Source organism: Trinickia sp. HAY1-2D (assembly GCF_056754935.1).
This window is the reverse complement of the sequence record NZ_JBPGWX010000001.1, coordinates 1,041,392-1,064,950: the sequence shown is the minus strand read 5'-3', so window position 1 is coordinate 1,064,950 and position 23,559 is coordinate 1,041,392. Positions and strand designations below refer to the sequence as shown.

At 65.0% G+C, this 23,559-nt stretch carries 20 protein-coding genes; 8 read left to right on the top strand and 12 right to left on the bottom strand.

Features of this window, described 5'->3' with window-relative positions; genetic code table 11:
* Positions 1-121 precede the first annotated feature (121 nt).
* Positions 122-1,141 carry a zinc-dependent alcohol dehydrogenase family protein gene (locus ACR9ZC_RS04675; RefSeq protein ID WP_481579320.1) on the top strand — a complete coding sequence of 340 codons (1,020 nt, stop codon included), beginning with the start codon at positions 122-124 and terminating at the stop codon, positions 1,139-1,141.
* A 32-nt stretch (positions 1,142-1,173) separates the two neighbouring features.
* On the opposite strand, the gene ACR9ZC_RS04670 is transcribed toward ACR9ZC_RS04675, so the two are convergent.
* The 4 genes from ACR9ZC_RS04670 to ACR9ZC_RS04655 all read right to left on the bottom strand — a co-directional run bounded on the left by ACR9ZC_RS04670 (position 1,174) and on the right by ACR9ZC_RS04655 (position 5,916).
* Positions 1,174-1,761 (bottom strand): nucleotidyltransferase family protein, encoded by a 588-nt coding sequence (locus ACR9ZC_RS04670; RefSeq protein ID WP_481579319.1) that lies wholly within the window; start codon positions 1,759-1,761, stop codon positions 1,174-1,176.
* Between the two features lie 192 nt (positions 1,762-1,953).
* The gene (locus ACR9ZC_RS04665; protein ID WP_481579318.1) at positions 1,954-4,176 is read right to left on the bottom strand and encodes a xanthine dehydrogenase family protein molybdopterin-binding subunit; all 2,223 of its coding nucleotides are present in this window, start codon (positions 4,174-4,176) and stop codon (positions 1,954-1,956) included.
* Positions 4,173-5,189, bottom strand: a complete 1,017-nt coding sequence (locus ACR9ZC_RS04660; RefSeq protein ID WP_481579317.1) for an FAD binding domain-containing protein — start codon at positions 5,187-5,189, stop codon at positions 4,173-4,175. Before ACR9ZC_RS04660 ends, ACR9ZC_RS04665 begins: the two co-directional genes overlap by 4 nt.
* Before the next feature lie 22 nt (positions 5,190-5,211).
* Positions 5,212-5,916 carry a 2Fe-2S iron-sulfur cluster-binding protein gene (locus ACR9ZC_RS04655; RefSeq protein ID WP_481579316.1) on the bottom strand — a complete coding sequence of 235 codons (705 nt, stop codon included), beginning with the start codon at positions 5,914-5,916 and terminating at the stop codon, positions 5,212-5,214.
* Between the two features lie 414 nt (positions 5,917-6,330).
* Between ACR9ZC_RS04655 and ACR9ZC_RS04650 the strand changes: the two genes are divergently transcribed.
* The gene (locus tag ACR9ZC_RS04650; protein ID WP_481579315.1) at positions 6,331-7,149 is read left to right on the top strand and encodes a hypothetical protein; all 819 of its coding nucleotides are present in this window, start codon (positions 6,331-6,333) and stop codon (positions 7,147-7,149) included.
* A 38-nt stretch (positions 7,150-7,187) separates the two neighbouring features.
* Here the strand turns inward: ACR9ZC_RS04650 and ACR9ZC_RS04645 are convergent, their stop codons facing one another.
* Positions 7,188-8,480: an aspartate carbamoyltransferase gene (locus tag ACR9ZC_RS04645; protein ID WP_481579314.1), complete on the bottom strand. Its 1,293-nt coding sequence runs from the start codon at positions 8,478-8,480 to the stop codon at positions 7,188-7,190.
* Between the two features lie 344 nt (positions 8,481-8,824).
* Here ACR9ZC_RS04645 and dapA point away from each other — a divergent pair, with 344 nt between their 5' ends.
* Complete coding sequence (gene dapA / locus ACR9ZC_RS04640) at positions 8,825-9,679, top strand: 4-hydroxy-tetrahydrodipicolinate synthase (protein WP_481579313.1); 855 nt, start codon at positions 8,825-8,827, stop codon at positions 9,677-9,679.
* A gap of 31 nt (positions 9,680-9,710) precedes the next feature.
* On the opposite strand, the gene ACR9ZC_RS04635 is transcribed toward dapA, so the two are convergent.
* The 6 genes from ACR9ZC_RS04635 to ACR9ZC_RS04610 all read right to left on the bottom strand — a co-directional run bounded on the left by ACR9ZC_RS04635 (position 9,711) and on the right by ACR9ZC_RS04610 (position 14,961).
* Positions 9,711-11,456, bottom strand: coding sequence for a tetratricopeptide repeat protein (locus tag ACR9ZC_RS04635; protein ID WP_481579312.1), 1,746 nt, complete (start codon positions 11,454-11,456; stop codon positions 9,711-9,713).
* A 7-nt stretch (positions 11,457-11,463) separates the two neighbouring features.
* Positions 11,464-11,778, bottom strand: coding sequence for a high-potential iron-sulfur protein (locus ACR9ZC_RS04630; protein WP_481579311.1), 315 nt, complete (start codon positions 11,776-11,778; stop codon positions 11,464-11,466).
* 91 nt (positions 11,779-11,869) lie between these two features.
* Positions 11,870-12,628: an SDR family oxidoreductase gene (locus ACR9ZC_RS04625; protein ID WP_481579310.1), complete on the bottom strand. Its 759-nt coding sequence runs from the start codon at positions 12,626-12,628 to the stop codon at positions 11,870-11,872.
* Between the two features lie 212 nt (positions 12,629-12,840).
* Positions 12,841-13,899 (bottom strand): alkene reductase, encoded by a 1,059-nt coding sequence (locus tag ACR9ZC_RS04620; RefSeq protein WP_481579309.1) that lies wholly within the window; start codon positions 13,897-13,899, stop codon positions 12,841-12,843.
* Positions 13,900-14,017: 118 nt separating this feature from the next.
* A complete protein-coding gene (locus tag ACR9ZC_RS04615; protein WP_481579308.1) occupies positions 14,018-14,320 on the bottom strand; it encodes an ArsR/SmtB family transcription factor in 303 nt (100 codons plus the stop codon).
* Positions 14,321-14,445: 125 nt separating this feature from the next.
* On the bottom strand, positions 14,446-14,961 hold the full coding sequence (locus ACR9ZC_RS04610) for a DUF1993 domain-containing protein (protein WP_331570729.1): 516 nt from the start codon (positions 14,959-14,961) through the stop codon (positions 14,446-14,448).
* A gap of 297 nt (positions 14,962-15,258) precedes the next feature.
* Between ACR9ZC_RS04610 and ACR9ZC_RS04605 the strand changes: the two genes are divergently transcribed.
* Complete coding sequence (locus tag ACR9ZC_RS04605; RefSeq protein ID WP_481579307.1) at positions 15,259-16,869, top strand: S53 family peptidase; 1,611 nt, start codon at positions 15,259-15,261, stop codon at positions 16,867-16,869.
* 160 nt (positions 16,870-17,029) lie between these two features.
* Positions 17,030-18,703, top strand: a complete 1,674-nt coding sequence (locus tag ACR9ZC_RS04600; protein WP_481579306.1) for a S10 family peptidase — start codon at positions 17,030-17,032, stop codon at positions 18,701-18,703.
* Positions 18,704-18,721: 18 nt separating this feature from the next.
* On the opposite strand, the gene ACR9ZC_RS04595 is transcribed toward ACR9ZC_RS04600, so the two are convergent.
* Positions 18,722-20,302 carry an ABC1 kinase family protein gene (locus ACR9ZC_RS04595; RefSeq protein WP_481579305.1) on the bottom strand — a complete coding sequence of 527 codons (1,581 nt, stop codon included), beginning with the start codon at positions 20,300-20,302 and terminating at the stop codon, positions 18,722-18,724.
* Positions 20,303-20,578: 276 nt separating this feature from the next.
* Between ACR9ZC_RS04595 and mreB the strand changes: the two genes are divergently transcribed.
* The 3 genes from mreB (at position 20,579) to ACR9ZC_RS04580 (ending at position 23,504) form a co-directional block, all read left to right on the top strand.
* Complete coding sequence (mreB, locus tag ACR9ZC_RS04590; protein ID WP_414720347.1) at positions 20,579-21,625, top strand: rod shape-determining protein; 1,047 nt, start codon at positions 20,579-20,581, stop codon at positions 21,623-21,625.
* 137 nt (positions 21,626-21,762) lie between these two features.
* A complete protein-coding gene (locus tag ACR9ZC_RS04585; protein WP_481579304.1) occupies positions 21,763-22,632 on the top strand; it encodes an MOSC domain-containing protein in 870 nt (289 codons plus the stop codon).
* Between the two features lie 35 nt (positions 22,633-22,667).
* Positions 22,668-23,504 carry an alpha/beta fold hydrolase gene (locus ACR9ZC_RS04580; protein WP_481579721.1) on the top strand — a complete coding sequence of 279 codons (837 nt, stop codon included), beginning with the start codon at positions 22,668-22,670 and terminating at the stop codon, positions 23,502-23,504.
* Positions 23,505-23,559 lie beyond the last annotated feature (55 nt).

Sequence of the window (23,559 nt, the reverse complement as noted above, 5' to 3'; positions counted from 1 at the left end):
AGCCTCGGTACATGTCCTATTGGTTACATAAAGTCTACAACAAGCGGAAAAAATGGCACCACTAGTTCCCGTTATTCGCCGCTAAGCTGGTCGCATTCCATCAACGTAACGAGGAGTCGGTATGAGTCGCACGATGCAGAAGTGGGTGGTCGCGCAACCGGGTGTGCAACACCTGAACATCGAAGAAAGTCCGGTCCCTACGCCGGCTGCGAACGAAATTCTGGTCCGAGTGAGTGCCGTATCGCTCAACTATCGCGACCTTGGCGTAATCGCGGGCGAAGATGGTGCGCCTTCGATGCCGTTTCCGCTTACGCCCGGTTCCGATATGGCTGGCGTGGTCGTCGCGGCCGGCGAAAACGTCACGCGTTTTCGCGAGGGCGACGAGGTGATCGGAACGTTCTGGGCGGGCTGGATCGATGGAGATTGGCCCGAGCACGCGCGTGTCGTCGGCGGCAAACTGCCGGGCGTCTTGGCGGAGTACGTCGTTCTATACGAAGATTGGGCGGTGCACGCGCCGCGCTCGCTCGATGCGGTCCGGGCAAGTACGCTTCCGTGCGCCGGCCTGACGGCGTGGTTCGCGCTCGTCGAAAAAGGGGCATTGCACGCCGGCCAGACGGTGGTAGTGCAGGGGACGGGCGGTGTCGCGCTGTTCGGACTGCAACTCGCGAGAGCGCACGGCGCCGAGGTCATCGTGACCTCGAGCAGCCGCGACAAACTGGCGCGCGCCCTCGCGCTCGGCGCGACGCACGGCATCGACCGGTTGGAGCATCCCCGTTGGGACGAAGTCGTGCGCGAGTTGACCGGCGGGCGCGGAGCCGATCATGTCTTCGAACTCGCGGGAGGGGACAACCTCGGCGCGTCGCTGCGCGCGCTACGGCAAGGCGGACGGATTTCGCTGATCGGCGTGCTCGGCGAACTCAGCATGACGCTGCCGAGCGTACCTTCGTTTCTGACGCGGCCTGTCATTCAAGGCATCGGTGTCGGGCACCGGCGCGCGCTCGAAGCCCTCGTGCGGGCGGTCGACGCGGCGAAGATCGAACCCGTCGTCGATACCGCCTATTCGTTCCATAAGTTGCCCGAGGCGCTCCAACATCTGGAACGTGGCGCATTCGGCAAGGTCGTCGTGAAAATGGTCGGCTGAGCAAGCGTCGAAGCGATGCTTACCCTTGCGCGTCATCGGCGGCGCAAGTCCTCGGGGGTATCGATATCGGCAAGCACCCCGGGATCATCCACCGCGATCGTCGTCAGCCCTGGCGATGCAAGCAGAGCGCGGGCGCCGGTGTCGCCGTCGAGCGCGGCAAGTGCTTTGCCGTAGACCGCGCCGAATCCGACCGGGTGTCCGCGGCGCCCCTCGTAGACCGGCGCGACGATCGGCGCGCCTGCGCCGAGCTTGCGAGCCACGGCCTCGACGGTCGCCGGCAAGATCCAGGGCATATCGGCCAAGGCGACGACCCATCCGTCCGCATCGGCACTCGCGTGCACGCCCGCGGCCAGGCTCGCGCCCATGCCGCGCTCGGCGTCGATCGCAAAGACGACTTCGCAGCCGGCCTCGTTGAGCAGATGCGCGAGCGCTTCCGCACCGGGCCTCACGACAGCGATGACGCGCGGCAATACCGTCAGCAGCGTGTGCGCGGCCGCGCGCGCGACAGGGGTGCCATCGGCGAGCGGCGCGAGGAGCTTGTTTTGCTGGCCCAGCGGATCGAAGCGCGTGCCGCGCCCGGCCGCAAGCAGCAATCCGGTGGCAAGTGAGGCATAGGTCATCGGCAGGTCCGGTGGCAAAGTGACCTTGGATTGTGCGCGGCTGCAGACCTCGCGGCAACCGTAGTGGCAAGGGCGGCGGAGGCAACCCGCGGCAAGAAACGCTGGCAAGCGCGAAGCCGCGGTCTGGCGACGCCCGCTCGAGCGACTCGTGCGGCCGCGAACTCGCACCCGCCGAGCCCGGGCCGGTCGGACTCAGGCCGTCACCGGTGCGAGGACTTTGTCCAGCGTGATCGGCAAGTCGCGTACTCGCACGCCCGTCGCGTTATAGACGGCGTTGGCGACGGCCGCTGCCACACCGGTGATGCCGATCTCGCCGATGCCGCGTGCGCCGAGCGAATTGAACCGCGTATCGGGCACATCGAGCACCGTCACATCGATCGTGCCGATATCGGCATTGACCGGCACGTGATACTCGGCGAGGTTGGCGTTGACGAAACGGCCGTAACGCGCATCGAGCACGCTCTCTTCTTCGAGCGCGGCGCCGATGCCCCAGACGATGCCGCCGATCAGTTGCGAGCGGCCGGTTTTAGCGTTGAGCAACCGGCCTACGTCGTACACGGCGACGACTCTGGGCACGCGAATCGTGCCGAGCGATGCATCGACATGCGCTTCGACGAATACGGCGCCGAACGAATCGAAAGCGAAGTGCTCGCGCTCATCGCCGCTGCGGGCCGTCGCGGTGGCTTCGATCGGCCGCGATCCGGCGCGAGCAATCAGTGCGGCGGCGGGGTCGCGCTGCGTGGGCCGCGCGCGATTGACCACCCAGCCATCGACGACCGTCAGTTCCTCCGCCGCAACGCCGAAAAGCGGGGAATCGCGGTCTGCGCGCGCGAGCTCGATCAATCGCGCGCGTGCCGCACTTGCGGCTTCGTGCACGGCCGGTGCGACGCTCGCGACCGATTGCGAGCCGCCCGACACGGGTGCGCGCGGCAGCGTCGAGTCGCCGAGGCCGAAACGCACGCGGTCGACCGGAAAGCCGAGTGCGTCCGCCGCCACCTGGGTCATGACCGTATAGGTACCGGTGCCGATGTCCTGCGTGCCGGATACGACGTTCGCGGTACCGTCCGGCAGGATTTGCGCCGTGGCCGAGGCTTCGCTGCGTCGCGCCGGATACGTCGCCGTCGCCATGCCCATGCCGATCAGCGTATCGCCCGCGTGCATCGTGCGAGGCCTGCGGGGCCGCCGTGCCCAAGCGAAGCGCTCGGCCCCGAGCCGGTAGCATTCGCGCAACTGCTTGCTGGACCAGGGCTTGTGCTCGTGCGCGGAGACTTCCGCATAGTTCTTGAGTCGCAGCTCGATTGGGTCCATGTCGAGCGTATAGGCGAGCTCGTCCATCGCACACTCGAGCGCGAACGAACCGGTTGCCTCGCCAGGCGCGCGCATGAAGGTCGGGGTGCCGACGTTCAGCGGCACGAGACGGTGCGTCGTGGCGAGATTCGGCACGTTGTAGAGCATGCGCGTCACGACGCCGCTGGTCTCGGTCCAATCCTCGATCTTCGAGGTATTCGCGAACGTATCGTGGCGCAGCGCGGTCAGCGTGCCGTCGGCGCGCGCCGCCGCAACGATGTGCTGCTCGGTGCGCGGCCTGCCGCCTACGGGCCCGAACATCTGAGGGCGCGTGAGCGCAAGACGCACGGGGCGGCCCACCTCGCGTGCCGCCATGGCGCAGAGCACCACGTGCGACCAGACCGAGCCCTTGCAACCGAAACCGCCGCCGACGAACGGCGAAATGATGTGCACCTGCTCGGGCGGCATGCCGAGCGTCGTGGCGACGGCATGCTGCGCATTGGCGACGCCTTGTGTCGTGTCATAGAGCGTGAGTCGCGGCCCATCCCACGAGGCCAGAACGGCATGCGGTTCCATTGGATTGTGATGCTCCATCGGCGTCGTATAGACAGCGTCGACATGCACCCTGCCGGCCTTGAGCCCGGCGTCGAAATCGCCGATTTGCGTGTCCGCCGGGCCGCCGATCATCGAGGCGGGTGGGTGTCCCGTCGATTTGCCCAGCGCGAAGTCGAGCGAGGCAGGCGATGTCCGGTACGTGACACGCAGTTGATCTGCCGCATGCACGGCATGTTCGAGCGTATCGGCAACGACTACGGCGATGGGCTCGTTGTCATAGTGGACTTCGTTGTCCTGCAGCAGCGAAAGTCGCCGCAGCGCAGGCGGCGAAACCTTCGGCTGTCCGTTGCCGGGTAGACGCGGCGCGTTTTGGGACGTCATCACGTGGAGGACGCCGGGCAGGGTGCGGGCGTGGCTCGAATCGATCGATGCGACCGAGCCGCACGCGACCGTGCTCGTGACGAGCACCGCGTGCGCGAGCCGGCCGGCCGGAAATTCCGCAGCGTACTGAGCTTGGCCCGTGACCTTCAGCACGCCGTCGGTGCGATCGAGCGGTTGACCGATGATGTTCATGTCGTGGCTCCCGTGCGGCCGGTGTCGCCGCGCGCTGCGAGCTCGACCGCGCGCACGATCGAGCGTTCCGCAAGTGCGACCTTGAAGCGGTTCTCGCGCAGCGGTCGGGCTGCGCGTAACTCGGCCGCCGCCGCTTCGCGCAACGTCGCATCGGAAAATGGCCGGCCCGTCAGCATCCGTTCGGCGATCGTCGCACGCCAAGGCTTGTGCGCCACGCCGCCCAGCGCAATGTGCGCGGTGGATACCGTCTTGCCATCGAGTCGTAAGCCGGCGGCCACCGAGACGAGCGCGAATGCGTAACTGGCGCGGTCGCGCACCTTCAGGTAGTACGCATGTTGCGTGAATGCGGGCTGTGGCAGTTCGACCGCGGTGATCAACTCGTCCGGGCGCAGCGTCGTGTCGATGTCGGGCCGGTCCCCCGGCAGCCGATGAAATTCGGAGATCGGTATCAAGCGCTCCCCGTCTTGACCCGCGACGCGCACGGTGGCATCGAGCGCGGCCAGCGCCACGCTCATGTCCGACGGATTGACGGCGATGCATTGTGGGCTCGCGCCAAGAATCGCGTGACCCCGGTTACGGCCATCGATCGCGCTGCAGCCACTGCCCGGCAGACGCTTGTTGCATGAGGGAAACGCGGTGTCGTAGAAGTAGGGACAACGCGTTCGCTGCATCAGATTGCCGCCGACTGTGGCCATATTGCGCAACTGCGCCGAAGCGCCGGCCAACAACGCTTCAGTCAACAGCGGATAGCCCTCGCGGACGAGCGCGTGATTGGCCGCATCGCTATTGCGCACCAGCGCGCCGATGCGCAGGCCGCCATCGGGCAGCGTGCCGATGGTGTCGAGCCCGGCGCCGATGTGGGTGATATCGACAAGCTTCAGGGGCCTTTGCACGCCGCCCTTCATGAGGTCGACGAGATTGGTCCCGCCGCCGATGAATACCGCGCCGGGTTCGCGGATTGCGCGCAGCGCCGTTGCAACGTCGGATGCCCGTTCGTAGGAAATGGCTTCCATCGAATCTCCCTCGCAGACGCACTCAACTGGTGCGTCGGCCGGTGTGCACAGCGGCGATTGCCGCCACGATGTTCGGATAGGCGCCGCAGCGACAGATATTGCCGCTCATGCGTTCGCGAATTTCCGGCGCGGTGAGTTCCGCGGGGCGCGTGCGGACGTCGCGCGTTGCCGCGCTCGCGTTGCCCGCTTTGAATTCATCGAGCAACGCCGTTGCCGAGCACAGTTGACCCGGCGTGCAATATCCGCACTGGAACGCGTCGTGTTCGATGAACGCTTGTTGGAGCGGGCTCAGCGTCTCGCCCGATGCAAGCCCCTCGACTGTCGTGATCGCTTCGCCGTCGTGCATGACGGCAAGCGCCAGACACGCATTGATACGCCTGCCGCCGGCCAGTACCGTGCAGGCGCCGCACTGCCCGCGGTCGCAGCCCTTTTTCGTGCCGGTGAGTCCCACATATTCGCGCAGTGCATCGAGCAGCGTGACGCGCGGTTCGAGTTGCAGCAGATAGGGGTGGCCGTTGATCGTCAATTTGACGGGCTGTGTGAGCGCGCTGCGTTGCGGCGTCGTGTCCGATGCGGAAGTAGGGGGTTGCGCCATGACGGCATCCTCCGCGTGCAGTCGCGGCGCGGCACCGGCCGCTGCCGCGGCGGCGGCTGTTTGTAGAAAACGGCGGCGCGCCGTATTGGGGAGCGCCGCATGCGTCGCCGCCGTGGCGGATGGATCCGTCATGGGGGAGGATGGTGGAGGAGCGGTGGGCTTCGACATAGCAGTCAATGGGCTCCGGTAAGCTGGCTGAAACGCGCGTGCAATAGGTGTGCGCGTATCGCGTCCGCACGGTGTCGGCCAGCGGGTGTGCAGCAAAGCGAATGCCCGATAGCGAAGGGCGGAAGTGCGGCGCGCGACTGATTTCCACTGTTATAGCAAGTGCTCGAAAAATTGCTGAGCGGCTATGCGTCGGTCTGCCCGCCGGCGAAGGGCAGCGTCGTTTGCGACGCGCGTGGTCCGGAGCGAGCCTGCCGAGCCGGAGCGCCGCAGGCGTTCGCGCGCAGGCAATCGTTTTCGCCGCGCTTCGCGCGCAGGTCGTCCGGACCGTTCAATGTATTGGATCTTTGAACGCGATGGAACACCGTCGGGGAACTCAGCATGGGACTCTCTCTATCGAGATGCCGCTCCGGTATTGCCGGCGACGATATTTCGTCGCCCACCGGGCAACGTTCGGCCGATACGCCAGGGCAGCGCGGCAGCCGCTTCGCGGCGTCGAGATCGGCGGTGCTGTCGCCGTTGTCGTCGCGCGCTACGGCGCGGCCGGAGGGCCGGTTGCCCTATGAGGTGGCCGTTGCCGTCGGGGATCACCTGAATCTCGGCGCGCAGGCGAGGTTGGCCATGACGAGTCGCGCGACGCTCGGACTTCTACCGCACGTAAGAGAGCGCGTCGCAACGATCAAAGCCGCCGCCGAAAACGAAATTCAGGTATTCGCGAACCCCCAGGGCACAGTGCTCGACGCCGCATCGCCGGCGCTTGGCCGTGTCACTGAGTTGCCGAAGGCGCTGCGGGCGGAAATCGTCGGTCGAGCGGTTGCCGAATATAAGCTTCCGGACACAGACCTGACAGAGGCAATCGAACCCGTGCGAGCCCGGTTCGCATTGCTATGCGAGCATGTAGTCGCGCTGCACGACCATCCCCGTTTCGCGACACTTGCCTCCCAATTGGTGACGAACGCGCTTGCGGAAACATACCGCACCGGGGACGACTGGGTTCACCTCAATAGCGGCGAGGCGCTGCAACATGCGTTGCCGGTTCTCGAGCGCTTACCGGAGCGCGATCGGCATCGACTCGCGAAGTACATGAGGCGCAATATCGTTCTCATGCTTCGAGTGGCGGATCGACCGGACGCGTTGAATGCGATCTCTCAGGCCGCGGGGCCGAGGCGCGGCCCCTTTTGCGGGTTGCTCCGGAATTAACGGACAGAGGCCAAGTTGCCTCGCGCATCCGTGGCGTCTCAATCGATGCCATGAAAGATCGCATCGTCCGGGCCGAGATAGGCCGGCGGGCGCCACGCGGCGTCGCGCATCGAATGACGCACCTGATTCTCCACCCCGAGCAGCACCGCAAAAATCGCCATGCGTACGGGAATGCCGTTGTCGGTCTGGCGGAAGATCGCCAGCCGCGAATCATGATTGAGGTCCGTCGCGAGATCGTTCGCGCCGGGCCGACTGTCGCGCGGCAGCGGATGCATGATCAATGTATCCCGCCCGCAGACGGCATCCACGAGGGCCTTGTTGATCTGAAAGTCGGGCGTATAGCCTTCGAAAGACTCGTCCTTGAAGCGCTCCTTCTGAATACGCGTCGCGTAGACGACATCGGCGCCTGCGAGCCCCGCGGTCAGATCGTGCGTTTGTTCGATGACGTGGCCGTTGCGTGAAATCTGCTCGACGATATGCGAGGGCAGTTCGAGAGTCGGCGGTGAAATCAGCGTGAATTTGATACCGCGATAAAGCGCGAGCAGCTTGACGAGCGAATGCACGGTGCGCCCATATTTGAGGTCGCCGACGAGCGCGATATGCGCCCCGTCCACGATCTTGCCGAGGCGGGAAAACTCGCGCTGGATCGTATAAAGATCGAGCAAGGCCTGGCTCGGATGTTCGCCCGGACCGTCGCCGCCGTTGATCACGGGCAGGTTGGTCGCGCGCGCGAATTCGGCCACGGAGCCTTGCTCCGGATGACGCACCACGAGCGCATCGACATAGCCGCTCATGACGCGGCTCGTATCGTAGATCGATTCGCCCTTGGCCATCGACGAGAACGTGAAACCCGTCGTGTCGCACACCGTGCCCCCGAGCCGGCAAAAGGCCGCGCCGAACGAAACGCGCGTGCGGGTACTGGCTTCGAAGAAAAGATTGCCGAGCACGGCGCCCTCCAGCACGCGCGAAATCTTCTTGCGCTGCGCGATGGGCTGCATGACGTCGGCAACGCGAAACAGTGCCTCCACGGCATCGCGCGAGAACTGATCGACCGAGAGGAGCTGCGGCTTGCCCTCGAACAGCATCTGGCTGGCGATCGATTGAGAATCTACACTTTGCGTATATTCGGGCGACTGCTCCCGACGCTCGACGATTTCCGAGACGAAGCGTTCGACGATCTCGGGCATGCTGCGCGATTCCTGCGAATCGTCGGGCAGGAGCCAGGTGTCGAGCGCGCGGCGACTGACGCCGATGCGGCTGGCGAACGCGTCGCGCGTCATATTGAGGCGGCGCATGGCGTCGCGCAGGAAGGCTTGCTGGGGAACGCTCATGCCGTGGGCTCCTCGATCGATTTATACGCGTTGCGTATATTACGTTGCCGCGATAAGAAGTCAAGCTTTCGATTGATTCGATGGCGCAGTCCCCTGTACACTGCGTCGAATGGATTTCGATCGCCGCCCCCTCCTTGCCGCTTTTGACGACTTCGCTGCGCGCCTTGCGCCGGCGAACGCGGTGGCGTGCGCGGTTTCCAAAGCAAAAAAACAGCTGCTCGTCTGACCGGCGCGCTGTTGCCGTCGGGCGATCGACGGGACAGCGACTAGCCGCCTCACTTCTTACGCCACCCCTTCGCCGTTCGACGGATTCTCTTCGGTCAGTTCATCGAGGTGAAGAAAACATGTCGAATTTCTCTGGTATCTGGATCGCGCTCGTTACGCCTTTTTCAGCGGGTGCGGTCGATCATGGCGCACTCGCGTCGCTTGTCGAACGGTATCGCCGGCAAGGTGTGGCGGGCTTCGCTGCGCTTGGCACCACGGGTGAGCCGGCGGCACTCGCCCAGGACGAGCGCGAAGCCGTACTCGATACGGTCCTTCGGGCGGCGGGGGATACTCCCGTTGTCGCTGGCGTCGCGGGCAATCAAACGGCGCAACTGCATGAGGCGGTGAGGCGGCTCAACGAACTGCCTCTGGCGGGCTTGCTGATTTCGGCGCCGTACTACATCCGTCCGTCGCAAGCGGCCCTCATCGAGCATTTCTCCTCGCTGGCGGATCGAAGCGAAAAGCCGCTGGTTCTCTACGACATTCCGCACCGCACCGGTGTGCGCATCGAACTCGATACCGTGCTGGCGCTAGCCGCCCATCCTCGCATCACGGCCATCAAGGATTGCGCGGGCTCGGCCGAGACGACCCGGGCGCTGATTGCCGATGGGCGCTTGCAGGTGCTGGCCGGTAACGACGATGCCATTTTCAGCACGCTTTGCATGGGTGGCAGCGGTGCGATCTCGGCAGCGGCGCATGTTCGGACCGATCGTTTCGTTGCGATGTATCGCGCGTGCGAGCGCGGCGAGCTCATCGAAGCCCGCCGCATCTTCCACGAGCTCTCGCCGCTCGTGCAGGCGCTCGGTTCCGAGCCCAATCCCGCGCCCGTGAAGGCCGCGCTGGCCGGACTCGGACTGCTGGTCAACGAGTTGCGTGCGCCGATGACGACGGCCAGCAGCGAACTCGGTAGCCGTCTTGCCCAATGGGCGGCTTAGCCGCCGCGTTTTGATCCGCTGACGTCGCCTGTCACCGGGCAGCCGTGGCGCGCTCGCGCAGTGCACGTGCCACGGCTGCGAGCACGGTGGTCCAATCGCCGAGCGAGGGCTGGCGAAAGAGCCGTGCGCTCGGATACCACGGGCTGTCCTCGCGCTCGAGCATCCATCGCCAACAGGTATCGAGGCGGTTCAAAATCCAGACGGGCCGGTTCATCGCGCCTGCCAGATGTGCGGTCGATGTATCCACCGAGATGACGAGATCGAGGTTGGCCGCGAGCGCCGCTGTATCGGCGAAATCTTGCAGATCGTCGGTCCAATCGACGATGCGTCGGGCCGCTGCTTGCAGCGCTCCCTGTCCGGACTGGGCTTCCCGAAGCTGCGTGGCGGCGGCACCCTTTTGCAAGCTGAAAAAACGCACATGAGGCACATCGAGAATCGGCGCAAGCTGTTCGAAGGCGAGCGATCGACGCGCATCGTTCTTGCGCAGCTCCGGCACATGAGCACGAGCGCCGCCCGCCCAGACCAGCCCGACTTTCAATGCGCCCGCATCCGCCCCATTCATCGCCTCGTCGATCCGAACGCGAAAACGCTCCGCGTCTTCATGGTCGGCGTGCAGATAAGGGACGGTCGCTGGAATGGTGTCGAGCGTCGTATGCAGTGCAAGCGGCAAACTCAGCAGCGGGCGGTGGTAATCGAAACGCGGCAGCGGCGCGCCGCGCTCGATCAGTTCGGTCACGCCATCGAGATCACGCAAAAGCCGTATCAGTTCCGGCTGCACTTCGAGGATCACACGTGCGCCGCGTTGCGCGACGAGCGACGCGTAACGGCAAAACTGCAGGGTGTCGCCGAGACCTTGTTCGGCGTGAAGCAGAATGGTTTTGCCATCGAGCGGCGCATCGCCGCGCCACTGCGACGCGTCGAACGCACGCGATCCCGCCGCGATCCGTTTGCGTTGCCAGCGCCATTCGTATTCGGCCCATCCGTCGTCGAGTCGGCCGAGTTGGAGCAGGCACAGCGCACGGTTCCAGCGTGTCTCGACGGCCTGCGGCGCGAGCGCGAGTGCGCGCTCATAGCTTTCGAGCGCGTCGGCATGCCGGTTCAGATCGACGAACGTCAACCCGAGGTTGTTCCAGGCATCGACAAAATCAGGTGCGAGTTCGAGCGCGCGCGCGTAACTTGCCTGCGCTTCGAGCGGGCGATTGAGATCGCTCAGCGCGTTGCCGCGATTGCTCCAGGCTTGCGCGTAGTTCGGTCCCAGTTTCAGCGCTGCATCGCAGCTCGCGAGAGCCTCGGCGGCGAGTCCCAGGTCGCGCAGCGCGCAACTGCGGTTGTTCCAGGCTGCCGCAAAGTCCGGTTTCGCGGCCAGCGCCTGATCGAAACTCGCGAGCGCCTCGTCCGGACGATCGAGTGCCGCGAGCGCCATACCGCGATTATTCAGGGCATCGGGAAAGCCGGGTTTGAGCGCCAGCGCGCGATTCGCGCTGGCGAGTGCGTCGCGCGGCCGACCCAAAGCGTTGAGCGCAAAAGCGAGATTCGAATGAAGCGGCGCTCGAGTGCCGTCGATATCGATGGCCCGCTGCAGCAGTTGGGCGCCTTCCTCGATGCGGCCGGTTTGCAGCGCGAGCGCGCCGAGTAATTGGAGGGCATCGAAATGGCGAGGGCGCTGCGCGAGGATTTCGCGGTAGATCTCTTCGGCGTCGGAGAGCGCTCCGTTTTGCTGCAGGGCGATGGCTTGCTGAAGCCAAGTGGCGAGTTGTCGATTGCCCTGTTGTCTCATTTAGCGATCACGTGTTCGTGTACTGGTTGCACCATCCTTTCGCGGCAACCTGCTTGTCGCCGAAAATCAGGCAGCCTCCCCATTCCTGACCCGATTCGCCGCTGAACAGAGAACAATTCGCGCAGGTTTGGCCGACCTTGTAATTTGGGTTGCTGCGGACATCGACTTTCGAGGCGTCGTGCATATAAGCGTATTGCTTCGCTTGCGGATCGCTTTCTTCGAGCTTCGGCGCCGATCCGGCGGCAAGCACGCGGCCTTGCAGGCCGAGCGAGGATGCTGCGCCGATGCAGGCGATCACGAACGTGCGGCGAGAGGGGTTCATCGGGCAAAGACTCCGTTGTTGGCGGTGCATCGGCGCGAGCCGCGCTCGCGCGGCCCGTGTTCGAAAAACGAAAGTATCGGCGAAGACTGCACTACGACGGCAAATCGCGCAGATCGACCGTCGGTGCGTCGCCGAACTTGCTGCTCAGCAGGTAGTCGGCGAACTTCTCGGCAACTTGCTGCGGCGAGGCCAACTGGCCGGAGCGCTTGAGTTCCACGAACTTGTCGCGCGAGGGGAACGCGGCCTGATCCGTTTCGCGCAGTGCGGCCTGCATCTCCGTATCGACGACACCGGGCGCGACCGTGGCGATGCGCAGCGCGCGCTCGTCGCCGAGCGCCACGGCTCGCGCATGGTGATCGAGCGCTGCTTTCGTCGCGCAGTAGATGCTCCAGCCCGCATAGGCATTGCGCGCCGCGCCGCTCGAAACATGCGCGATGCGCCGGTCCGAGGCGTCTTTGCTTGCCTCGGCGAATGCGCATGACAGCATCAGCGGTGCTGCGACGTTGAGCACGACCGAGCGCCCGACTTCCCGTGCATGGGGAGCGTCGAGCGGGCCGATCGGCTCGGCCGTGCCCGCGTTGTTGATGAGGAGTACCCGGTCAGCGCCGCGCAAAAAGCGTTGCAGCGCGCCCGTGCCGAGCCATGCTTCGATGTTTTCCGTATCGGCCAGGTCGACTTCGGCTTCCTCGACGGCATCGGGAAAACGCGCCGCGAGGGACGTATGGCGCGTTCGCGAAACGCCGAGGACGACAAAGCCGCGCGCGAGCAGCGTCTCGGACAACGCGGCGCCGAGGCCGCGCGTGTGGCCGGTGACGATGGCTTTCGAAACGATTGGGGTCGAGGAGGTCATGGGCAATTCCTTTGCGTCAGTTGGGGCGGCTAACTGGAATTGGGCGGCGAAAGGGCGAGACCTCGATGATGCTCAAACCGCTCGGCAATCGCAAGCGGTGCGCGCGCCAAGGCGTCGGTGCGGGGGGAGTTGGAGAGGCGATCGACGCGTTCGCCCGGTGTGTCGCGGGGCTGACCGCACCCCGCCACACACCGCGGCGGCAACCGTCGCGATTAGGCCGTTTCGAGCGACGGGTAGTCGATGTAGCCGGCAGAGCCTTCACTGTAGAAGGTCGATGGGTTCGGCTGGTTCAGCGATGCGCCGAGCCTGAAGCGCTCGGGCAAATCCGGATTGGCGATGAAGAGCTGTCCCCAGGCTACGGCGTCGGCTTCGCCCGCGTCGAGCGTGTGCTGGGCCGATTCCTGCGTGAACTTCTCGTTCGCAATGTACACGCCGCCGAATGCCTCCTTCAGCATCGGGCCGATCCGGTTCTCGCCGAGCGATTCACGCGCGCAAATGAACGCAATGCCGCGCTTGCCCAGCTCGCCCGCAACGTAGCCGAACGTCGCGGCAGGGTTCGAGTCGCTCATCGAGTGCGAGTCACCGCGCGGCGCGAGATGGACGCCGACGCGGCCGGCGCCCCATACGGCGATGCATTCGTCGACGACTTCGAGCAGCAGACGCGCGCGGTTCTCGAGCGAGCCGCCGTAAGCGTCGGTGCGGTGGTTCGTGCCGTCTTGCAGGAATTGATCGAGCAAGTAGCCGTTCGCACCATGGACTTCGACGCCGTCGAAGCCCGCTGCTTTCGCGTTCTCGGCGCCTTTGCGAAACGCTGCAACGACCTCGCGGATTTCATCGAGCTCGAGCGCGCGCGGCGTGACATAGGGTTGCTGTGGCCGCACGAGGCTGACATGGCCATTGGGGGCGATCGCGCTAGGCGCGACGGGCAACTCGCCGTTCAGGAACATGGGGTGAGAGACCCGCCCGACATGCCAGAGCTGAAGGAACATGCGCCCGCCGGCCTCGTGCACGGCTTCGGTCACCTGTTTCCATCCGGCCACCTGCTCGTCGGACCAGATGCCCGGCGTCGCCGCATAGCCCACACCTTGCGGCGTGACGGAGGTGGCTTCGCTGAGGATGAGTCCGGCCGATGCGCGCTCTGCATAGTATTGGGCCATCAGTGCGTTCGGCAGGCGGGCGGCGCCCGCGCGTTGACGTGTGAGCGGCGCCATGATGATGCGGTTGGGCAGTGTCAGATCGCCGACGACGAGCGGATCGAAAAGTGTTGGCATGACTTGGAGTCCTCTTCTTTGGCGGGGCTTGTGGCCGCGTGCCTGTCAAGTTGGGTTGAGTCGGATACGTTCGTGCAGGTCGGGGGCGGCTCGACGCATCGGCTTCGGTTTCGCCGATTCACAAATCCGTACCGAGCGCATCGAGAAACGCTCGAATGACCGGCTCGTTGCGCTTGAAAAAGCACCACTGGCCAATGCGCTTCACAGTAACGAGCCCCGCACCTTGTAGCGTCGCCAGATGCGCCGAGCAGCTCGACTGCGACAAGCCGCAACGCAGATTGATCTGTCCGGCGCACACGCCGTGGTCGAACGACAGCTCCTGGTCCGGAAAATTCGCTTCCGGTTCCTTGAGCCAGGTCAGGATCTCGCGGCGCACGGGATTGGCGAGCGCCTTGTGAATGGCATCGATGTCTATGTTCATGTCGAGCGGGTCACCCCATCGCGATCCGGCAACAGAGCCGGATCACCATGAGGCGAATCATATATCGGAATTAGACGATATGCTTTAACCCCGCGCTCGAAGGGGTCTTGCCGTCTCGGCGGTCTTCAGACGCGGCCGGGCTTGCCGAGGTAATCGAACTTGCCGATCTCCACGCCGTTGTGCCGCAAAATGTCGTACGCCGTCGTGACGTGAAAAAAGAAATTCGGCAGCGCGAAGTGCAGCAGGTAGTTCAACCCCGGGAACTCGAGCACGCCGTCGCGCATGTTCAGCTTGACGATGCGTTCATCGCTGCCTTCGAGCTTGGCGGCGTCGAAATCCTCCAGATAGGCGATCGTCTTGGCGATGCGCTCGTCGAGTTCCTCGAACGTCGTTTCCGAATCGGGAAAACTCGGCGGCTCGACAGCCGCCAAGCGCGCGATGCAGAACTTCGCGGCATCCGACGCGATCTGGATTTGGCGGGTGAGCGGATGCATGTCGGGATAAAGGCGGCTCGCCAGCAAAACGGCAGGGTCGATCTTCTTCGACTCGGCATGGGCGCGCGCCTTGGTCAGGATCGCGCGCAGGTTCGTCAGCCCCCGGACGAATACAGGCACGGACGCTTGATACATGGAAAGAGACATGTCCCGGTTCCTCGTGTAAATGGGTGCTTCGCATCATATGCCGCCCGCTTGATCTTTGCTCGGAGCCCGCCCGGCGCGGCGCACCGCCCGATTCCATCTCCCGTTCGGCCAGGCGCGAGCATATGCGATGCCTCATCCGCACGGCATGCACTACACTTTGAGCACTCGTCCGACGATTGGGCGCCGGACGGCGACGAACGCAGGCCACCGGCGCCTCACCTACCGAAACGGAGAGGAACTGCGCCAGGGCGGTTCGGTCGGAGCTTCGACGTAATCCTTCCTGAGGAGCGTCAATTCATGACAACAGCAAGAGAGCAGCTCGTCGGTAGCCATCGCGAGCCGGTTGAGGGTTCCACGCGTCTCGGTCCATGCGATCCGGGCCAGATGCTGCAGGTGGTGGTCACATTGCGCCGGCGCGACGAGCACGCGCTGGAGCAGACGGTACAAAAGATTGCGCGCGGCGAAACGCAGGAGCCGTTGACGCGGGAAGCGTTCGCCACCCGGTTCGGTGCAGCGGACGACGATCTCGCGAAGGTCGAGGCGTTCGCGAAAGAATACGGCCTGCGCGTGGCAAAGCGCGACGCCGCGGCCGCTGCCGTCACGCTGGAGGGCACCGTCGAGCGCTTTCAGCAAGCGTTCGGTGTGGAGCTCGCGCATTACGAGCATCCGGAGCTGGGCGGCTTTCGCGGCCGTACCGGCAGCGTGAGCATTCCGCAGGACCTCAGCGGGGTGGTGACGGCCGTGCTCGGTCTCGACGATCGTCCGCAGGCCCGCCCTCATTTCCGGATGTCGGTGCCCCCCATCGGGCCGCGCCGCGCAGCGCCGCACACGGCGGGCTTCACGCCGCTGCAACTGGCGCAGATTTATGATTTCCCGTCCGGCAGCGACGGTAGCGGTCAATGTATCGGCCTCATCGAACTGGGCGGCGGCTACCAGGCGTCCGACCTCGAGCAGTACTTCAACGAATTGGGACTGCGGCCGAACCCGCGAGTGATTTCCGTGGCCGTGGGCACGGGCGCGAACGCGCCCACGGGCGATCCTTCCGGGCCCGATGGAGAGGTGACGCTCGATATCGAAATTGCCGGCGCGATCGCGCCCGGCGCGAAGATCGCCGTGTATTTCGCGCCCAACAGCGACGCCGGGTTCGTCGCCGCGCTCAAGCAGGCCATCCACGATACGAAAAACAAGCCCTCCGTCATCTCGATCAGCTGGGGGGCGCCCGAATCGAGCTGGACGGCCCAGGCGTTGTCGCAATTCGATCAGACGCTCAAGGACGCCGCGGCGCTGGGTGTCACTGTTTGCGCGGCTTCGGGGGACAGCGGATCGAGCGACGAAGCGGGCAGTGGGGACGTCGTCGATTTCCCCGCGTCCAGCCAATACGCGCTGGCCTGCGGGGGAACGCACCTCGTGGCGCGCGGCGCGGGCAGCACCGGCGCTTCGATCGCAGAAGAAGTCGTCTGGAACGACGGAGCCGCGGGCGGCGCGACGGGCGGTGGCGTCAGCGCGAGGTTCCCGATGCCGACGTGGCAGAGCGGGCTGAAGGTCGTTCGCACGGACGGCTCGCCTCAGAGCTCCCTGACCGGGCGCGGGGTGCCCGACGTGGCCGCCGACGCTTCGCCGAGCACGGGCTACCGCGTGCTCGTCGCCGCTCAATCGGCGGTGGTGGGCGGCACGAGCGCCGTCGCGCCGCTCTTCGCGGGACTCATTGCCCGCATCAACGCGTCCCGCGCAACACCGGTCGGCTGGGTTCAGCCGAAGCTCTATAGCCATCCGGACGCGTTTCACGACATCACGCAGGGCAACAACGGTACGTTTGCGGCCGCGCGTGGCTGGGATGCCTGCACGGGGCTTGGCAGCCCGGACGGCCAAAAGATCGCGACGGCGTTGGGCGGTGCCGGCGGCACGTGATGGCGCGGGATGCATCAAGTTTCGCTGCGATGAATGGACGGTTTTTCATCGCGGTGCGAGAAGCATGGAGTCGATCAGAAGGCAAGGACAGACAACAGTTGGCCAACACGGCCGGCCGCGCGAGGCGATGCGCCGGCTCACTCGATATGGAGCGATCACGATGAACCCCGATACCGGTTCCGCAAGTCCGCAAACGTCGCACCACAATGCCCAGACGCCATCGTCCGGCCGAGCGTCGCTGGGGCGTCCGTTGCACCTCGGCGGTTCAGCGGGCGAGGACGAGCCGTTTTTCGATTCCGTCGCCTACGGCAATGGCCCTGATGACTCCGTCTCCGATACCACGGAAGCCGCTGCCGTCACCCACCACACGATCATGCTCGGCGCTCGCTCGATCGCCTACACGGCGACGGCGGGCCACCTCGTCACCGTCGACGAGAGCACGTCGCAGCCGAACGCCAAGATGTTCTACGTGGCTTTCACCGAAGACGGCCAGTCGGAGGAATCGCGCCCGGTGACGTTCTTCTATAACGGCGGTCCGGGCTCCTCGTCGGTCTTCGTCTTGTTGGGATCGTTTGCGCCCAAACGTATCAAGACGTCGATGCCGAACTTCACGCCGCCGGCGCCCTATCAACTGGAGGACAATGCCGACAGTCTGCTCGACAAGAGCGATCTGGTTTTCATCAATCCTGTCGGTACCGGTTATTCGGCAGCCGTCGCTCCGCATACGAACAAGGAGTTCTGGGGCGTCGATCAGGACGCGCGGTCCATCAAGCAATTCATCAAGCGGTATCTGACGAAGAACCAGCGATGGAATTCGCCGAAATATCTGTTCGGCGAATCGTACGGCACCGCGCGCAGTTGCGTGCTGGCTTATCTGCTGCACGAAGACGGCGTCGACCTGAACGGCATCACGCTTCAATCGTCGATTCTCGATTACGCACAGGCCGGCAACCCCGTTGGCGCGTTGCCGACGGCAGCGGCCGATGCCTGGTATCACAAACGGCTAGGCGTGACGCCGACGCCGACGAAGCTCGTCGATTTTCTCGAGGAAGTCGCCCAGTTCGCGCGCACCGATTACCTCGCGGCGTTGCGTAAATTCCCGCAGACCGACGATGCCGTCGTCGAGAAACTCTCGCAGTACACGGGCATCGACAAGGCGACCCTGATTGCATGGGGGCTCGATATCGCGGGCTACGACAGCCGCGGTAATTCGCTCTTTCTGACGTCGCTGCTCAAGGCCAAGGGCCAGGCATTGGGCGCATACGACGGTCGCGTGACCGGCATCGACACCGGCATTGCCGGCCAGGTCGATCCGAACTCGGGCGGCAACGATCCGACCATGACGGCCGTCTCGGGTGTCTACACGACGATGTGGAACACCTATCTGAACGAGCAGCTGAAGTACACGTCGACTTCCGCCTTCACCGATCTCAACGACCAGACGTTCAAGCACTGGGATTTCAAGCATACCGATCCGACCGGCGCGCAAAAGGGCATCGACGGCAAAGGCAACGTCATTCTCAATACGGCCGGCGACCTTGCGGCGGTCATGGCATTGAACGTCGACTTGAAGGTACTGTCGGCCAACGGTGTCTACGATTTCGTTACGCCGTTCTATCAGACCGTCATCGATTTGCAGGTCATGCCGCTGCTCGACAAGAAGGTCCGCGAGAACTTGTCGGCTACGTTTTACCCGTCGGGTCACATGGTCTATCTCGACGGCGGTTCTCGGACGGCGCTCAAGGCCGATCTCGGCAAACTCTACGACAGGACCACAGCGGACAAACCCGCGATGGAGCGCATCCGCTCGCTTCAGGCGCGTCGCAAAGCGTAGCGACACCCGTGGGAGCCGTCAGGGCCAATGCGGCAGCCAGGTCAGCACGGCGCCCAGCACGACTCCCAGCATCGCACACGCCCATAGCAGACGGCGCGTGCGCTGTTGCTCGCGCCGCATCCGTTCGAGCCACGCGGGCGAGGCCGTTGTTTCGCCTCGCTGCTGGATATGCTCGAGGTGGTGCGCAAACATGAGCGGCAGTCGCGGCACGATCGCCGCGAAGTGCGGGAATTCGCGCGAAAGCCGTTTGATCCATCCCCGATGATCGGAGTCTTTGCGCGCGAGCGCGGCGAGGGCATGTTCGGCGATGCTCCAAGTATCGAGCGCGGGAGCGAGCGCGCGCGCGAGCGTCTCGGCGCGCGCGAGAGAATCGCTTGCGAGTTTCAGCGACGAAGGCGTGCCGCCGCCGAGCGGTTCGACCGCTTCGAGCAGATGGCGAAGCAACCCCGCCGCCATCCGTTTGCCGCCGGGCAAGGCGAATTGCGCTTCGCTGCGCGTGCGCAATTCGCCTTCGAGCTGCTCTGTCCGTGCGTGCGGCTCGATGTGTCCCGCGTGCTGATGCAACTCGGCAGCGCGGCCGTAATCGCGTTTGAAGAGCGCCGTCGCGCCATGCACGAAGAACTCCCGCTCCGGTTCCGTCAGACTCGACATGATCGTGCAGTCCGCGAGGACGAGCCGCCCGCGTGTCGCCGGTTCGATGCTGACACGCGCGCGCTCGGCGGTGAGTGCCGCATGGAAGAAGCCGTGCTCGAATGCTTGTTCGACTGCAATGGCGACGGTGTTCTCGGCGAGCTGTTCGAGATTCACGCCATGCCGGCGCAAATCGTCGAGATCGAGGAGAGGCAGGGTGGCAATACGTTCGATCACGAGCGCGCGCTCATTACTGAGCGGCCAGACAACGTTGGGAACGGCCACGCGCACATCGTTGCTGAAATGACGGCCCGTCTGCGAAAGATTCGCCGCTTCCATGGGCAAATCGAAGCGGCGCGCGATGTCCGCCGCAAAAGACTCGGCCAGCGTGCGCAGACCCAACTCGCGCGCCGCGGGGAAAAAGCGTTCCGCGAAACGCGCGAGCCATTGCAGTACCGACAGGTCGTCCCCGATCTGCCGGACCTGACGTACGCGCAACAACTTCACGACGACATCCGCTTCTCCTCGCGCGCTATCGGTTGTCCGCAAGCGGGCGGCATGAACCTGAACGGCGAGCCCACTCTCGAGCGGCGTCGCATCGAAAGCGGCGAACACCTCCTCGAGCGGCCGGCCGATAGCCGCTCGCAACGCGGTTTGCGCTTCTTGCCCAGTGAGGGGGGTGTTCAGTTCCGTCTGCGTGCGGCCTACGGCATCGAGCATGTCATGGACGGTCTGTAACGCCTGCCCGGGTTGGGCGGCCACGCCTGCCGCATAGGCGCTCACGAGCGGCCCGAGCTGAGGCATGGCGCGATGCAGTGCGGCTCGCCCGCTGGGCCGCTCGTGCACACGGGCGGCGAGGGTGACGATCCAGCGCAGCTTGTGGTTGCCCGGCGCGGCGGCGAGCACTAGCCGCGTGCCGTAGCGGAGCACGCAAAAAAGGACGAGCAGGCGGCGAAACAGAGTGCGCATGAGATATGCGTCAGACAAATGCAGGACAAGACGAGTCGCTAAGGATGCCATGCGCGGCGGGCCTGTGCCCGCGGCGCACGCAGTAAGGCACGAGCATGTTGGGGAATGGCTACCTGTAACGAGGCTGCTGCGTCGCACAACAACAAAAAGTGCAACCGACCCTAAAGGTGTCACGTACCGCTGCCGTAAAGCGATTGTCGGGTGAACCCTACCCGGCACAACGTGCGCGACTCGAATTTTGCCGCTGGAAGACTCGCTTGCCGTTGTTGTCACTCTATGAGAGAGTCAACGATGTCGCATCACATTTTCCGCCGTCTGCTGCCCAGGCCCGTCGCCGTCGATTTGGGGACCGCCAACACGTTGATCTATATGCACGGCAAGGGCATCGTACTGAATCAGCCCTCGGTGGTGTGTTTTCAGAAGACGCCGAGCCCGGGCGCGGGGCGGGTGGCGGCCGTGGGCGAGGAGGCCAGGCAACTGCTCGGACGCTCGCCCACGAACCTCGAGGCCGTCCGCCCGATGCGGCATGGCGTGATCGCGGACTTTGCCGCTGCCGAGCAAATGTTCCGCGAGTTCGTCGAGATGGCCCGTTTGCGCTCCCTTTTCGGCCTTCGCGCCGAGTTCACGATCTGTGTGCCGTGCTCGGCGACGCAGGTCGAGCGGCGCGCGATTCGCGAGGCGGCGCTTGCCGCCGGAGCCGCCAAGGTCAGCCTCATCGACGAATCGCTCGCTGCCGCGGTCGGAGCCGGCTTGCCCGTCGGAGAGGCGCGCGGATCGATGGTCGTGGATATGGGCGGGGGAACCACCGAAGTCGCTGTGGTGTCGCTTGGCGGTGTCGCATATCAAGGCTTCGTGCGTGTCGGGGGCGATCAATTCGATGCCGCGATCGTGTCCTACGTCCGCAGCCTCTACGGCGTCGTGCTGGGCGACCAAACGGCCGAGCATGTCAAAAAGACGATCGGCTCCGCGACGCTCGACGTGCCGACCGAACGGGCGCGCGCGATCGGTCGCAGCCTCGTCGACGGTCTGCCGCGCACGATCGAGCTTTCGAACCACGATGTGGCGGAAGCCCTGGCCGCACCGCTTCGTACGGTTGTCGCTGCGATCAAGCTCGCGCTCGAAAACGCGCCGCCCGAGCTCGTCACCGATATCGCCGATAGCGGAATGGTCCTCACGGGCGGCGGCGCACTGCTCGCCAACCTCGATAAGCGGCTCGCCGAGGAAACCGGGCTCGCCGTGCGCGTCGCCCACGAGCCGCTCACCTGCGCCGTACGCGGAGCAAGCGCGGCCGCGAGTTGCGTCGACGCCGCCGCGTTCGGCTGATCCCGCAACGGCTTGCCGGAGCCCGCGCACGGGTGCTTGGCATGCAGCATGCGCAGGCGGCCAGCTTGGTCTAGTGCCTCGCGGCGGTGTTACCATCGCCGCTTTCACCGGCATTGCGGCCAGGCAGACATCCATCCATGGCAACGATCAGCCAGATCAACGTTTATCCCATCAAATCCTGCGCGGGCATTGCGCTCGACGAGGCGCGCATGTTCGCGCACGGGCTCGAATACGACCGGCATTGGATGCTCGTCGATACGAGCGGCCGGTTCGTGACGCAGCGGACGATGCCGCGTATGGCGCTGATCGAGCCGGAGCTCGCGGGCGGCGAGCTCGTCGTTCGGGCGCCGGGTCAAGCGCCGTTTCGTACGCCGTTGGACGCAACGGTACTGTCCGATGCCGAGCGCATCGAAGTCACCGTCTGGCGCAGTACGTTGAACGCGCTCGACGTGGGCGGCGAGGCAGCGCAGTGGTTCTCGGCGTTCCTCGGTGTGCCGTTGCGGCTCGTACGCTTCGATCCCGCCGCGCAACGGATCGCGAATCGCGACCGGACCGGAGACACGATCGCACCGCTTCGTTTTGCGGACGGCTACCCGCTGCTCGTGATCGGCCAGGCGTCGCTCGACGATCTCAACGCGCGGCTCGGGAAGAAGGGCGTCGATGCCATCCCGATGAATCGGTTCAGACCCAATCTCGTGCTGAGCGGCATCGAGGCGTATGAGGAGGACTATATCGATACGCTGCGGCTCGAGACGGGTGCCGGTCCGATCGGATTGCGGTTCGTCAAGCCGTGCACGCGCTGCCCGATTCCGACGATAGATCAACTCAGTGGCGCCCCCGATCCGCGCTGGCCTCACGAGCCTACCGATACGTTGAGCGCCTACCGCGCCGACAGTCGCGTCGACGGGCAAATGACGTTCGGACAGAACGCCGTTGTCGTCGAGGGCGCCGGCACCGTGCTCGCCGCAGGCTGCGACGCGTCGCCCGAACTGCGCTTCGACAACTGATGCGGATGCCAGACCCGATGTCCTCCCGTCCCTCCATGCTCGCACCGGCTTCCGATTTGCATTTCATCGAACTTGGCAATGGCTTGCGCATGCCTTACGTCGAACGCGGCGCCGGCGAACTGCTTCTCTTCGTGCATGGTTCGCTGTGCGATTACCGTTATTGGCAGCCGCAGCTCGCCGGATTGTCCGCGCACTTTCGATGCGTGGCGGTGAGCCTCACGCATTACTGGCCGCTGGGCGGGCTGCCCGGCACGGTGCCTTTCAGCTGGAGCCGTCACGCGGACGAGCTCGCCGAGTTCATCGACAAGCTCGGCGCGGGCCCGGCCCACATGGTCGCGCATTCGCGCGGCGGTTGCGTCGCGTTTCATTTCGCGTTGCGGTACCCCGAGCGCCTGCGTACGCTGACGCTCGCCGATCCCGGCGGCCCGCTGCAGACGCCCGGACAGGCGCTCGCGATTCTGCCCGAGACCGTCAACGCGCTGCGCGCTCATGCGGCGATGCTGATCGAGGCCGGCGAAGCCGAGGCCGGCCTGGAGCTGTTCGTCGATTCGGTCAGCCGCGTCGGCTCGTGGGCGAAGAGCACCCCGGCCTTCAGGACGATGGCGATGGACAATGCCGATACGTTGCCGCGCCAGTTCGCCGACCCGTTGCCGGCGTACACTCGTGATGCCGCCGTGCAGATCGCATGCCCGACGTTGCTGATCGACGGAGAGAAGAGTCCCGAGCTGTTTCGCCGCAACGTCACTGCGCTCGTCGACTGGCTGCCCGATACGCGGCGTCATACGATCCGCGGTGCCTCCCATGGCATGAACCTCGCGCACCCCGCCGCGTTCAATCGACACGTCGAGGCGTTCATCCGCGAGCAGGCATAGTCGAGCGGGCATCGCTCTTGCGCCACGGCGGAGCCGGCGCGCCATCCCACATTTG

Bases quoted from the DNA above. Each gene is read 5' to 3' on its own strand.
- ACR9ZC_RS04675 (WP_481579320.1), top strand. From the start codon at position 122: ATGAGTCGCACGATGCAGAAGTGGGTGGTCGCGCAACCGGGTGTGCAA.
- ACR9ZC_RS04670 (WP_481579319.1), bottom strand. From the start codon at position 1,761: ATGACCTATGCCTCACTTGCCACCGGATTGCTGCTTGCGGCCGGGCGC.
- ACR9ZC_RS04665 (WP_481579318.1), bottom strand. From the start codon at position 4,176: ATGAACATCATCGGTCAACCGCTCGATCGCACCGACGGCGTGCTGAAG.
- ACR9ZC_RS04660 (WP_481579317.1), bottom strand. From the start codon at position 5,189: ATGGAAGCCATTTCCTACGAACGGGCATCCGACGTTGCAACGGCGCTG.
- ACR9ZC_RS04655 (WP_481579316.1), bottom strand. From the start codon at position 5,916: ATGACGGATCCATCCGCCACGGCGGCGACGCATGCGGCGCTCCCCAAT.
- ACR9ZC_RS04650 (WP_481579315.1), top strand. From the start codon at position 6,331: ATGGGACTCTCTCTATCGAGATGCCGCTCCGGTATTGCCGGCGACGAT.
- ACR9ZC_RS04645 (WP_481579314.1), bottom strand. From the start codon at position 8,480: ATGAGCGTTCCCCAGCAAGCCTTCCTGCGCGACGCCATGCGCCGCCTC.
- dapA (WP_481579313.1), top strand. From the start codon at position 8,825: ATGTCGAATTTCTCTGGTATCTGGATCGCGCTCGTTACGCCTTTTTCA.
- ACR9ZC_RS04635 (WP_481579312.1), bottom strand. From the start codon at position 11,456: ATGAGACAACAGGGCAATCGACAACTCGCCACTTGGCTTCAGCAAGCC.
- ACR9ZC_RS04630 (WP_481579311.1), bottom strand. From the start codon at position 11,778: ATGAACCCCTCTCGCCGCACGTTCGTGATCGCCTGCATCGGCGCAGCA.
- ACR9ZC_RS04625 (WP_481579310.1), bottom strand. From the start codon at position 12,628: ATGACCTCCTCGACCCCAATCGTTTCGAAAGCCATCGTCACCGGCCAC.
- ACR9ZC_RS04620 (WP_481579309.1), bottom strand. From the start codon at position 13,899: ATGCCAACACTTTTCGATCCGCTCGTCGTCGGCGATCTGACACTGCCC.
- ACR9ZC_RS04615 (WP_481579308.1), bottom strand. From the start codon at position 14,320: ATGAACATAGACATCGATGCCATTCACAAGGCGCTCGCCAATCCCGTG.
- ACR9ZC_RS04610 (WP_331570729.1), bottom strand. From the start codon at position 14,961: ATGTCTCTTTCCATGTATCAAGCGTCCGTGCCTGTATTCGTCCGGGGG.
- ACR9ZC_RS04605 (WP_481579307.1), top strand. From the start codon at position 15,259: ATGACAACAGCAAGAGAGCAGCTCGTCGGTAGCCATCGCGAGCCGGTT.
- ACR9ZC_RS04600 (WP_481579306.1), top strand. From the start codon at position 17,030: ATGAACCCCGATACCGGTTCCGCAAGTCCGCAAACGTCGCACCACAAT.
- ACR9ZC_RS04595 (WP_481579305.1), bottom strand. From the start codon at position 20,302: ATGCGCACTCTGTTTCGCCGCCTGCTCGTCCTTTTTTGCGTGCTCCGC.
- mreB (WP_414720347.1), top strand. From the start codon at position 20,579: ATGAGAGAGTCAACGATGTCGCATCACATTTTCCGCCGTCTGCTGCCC.
- ACR9ZC_RS04585 (WP_481579304.1), top strand. From the start codon at position 21,763: ATGGCAACGATCAGCCAGATCAACGTTTATCCCATCAAATCCTGCGCG.
- ACR9ZC_RS04580 (WP_481579721.1), top strand. From the start codon at position 22,668: ATGCTCGCACCGGCTTCCGATTTGCATTTCATCGAACTTGGCAATGGC.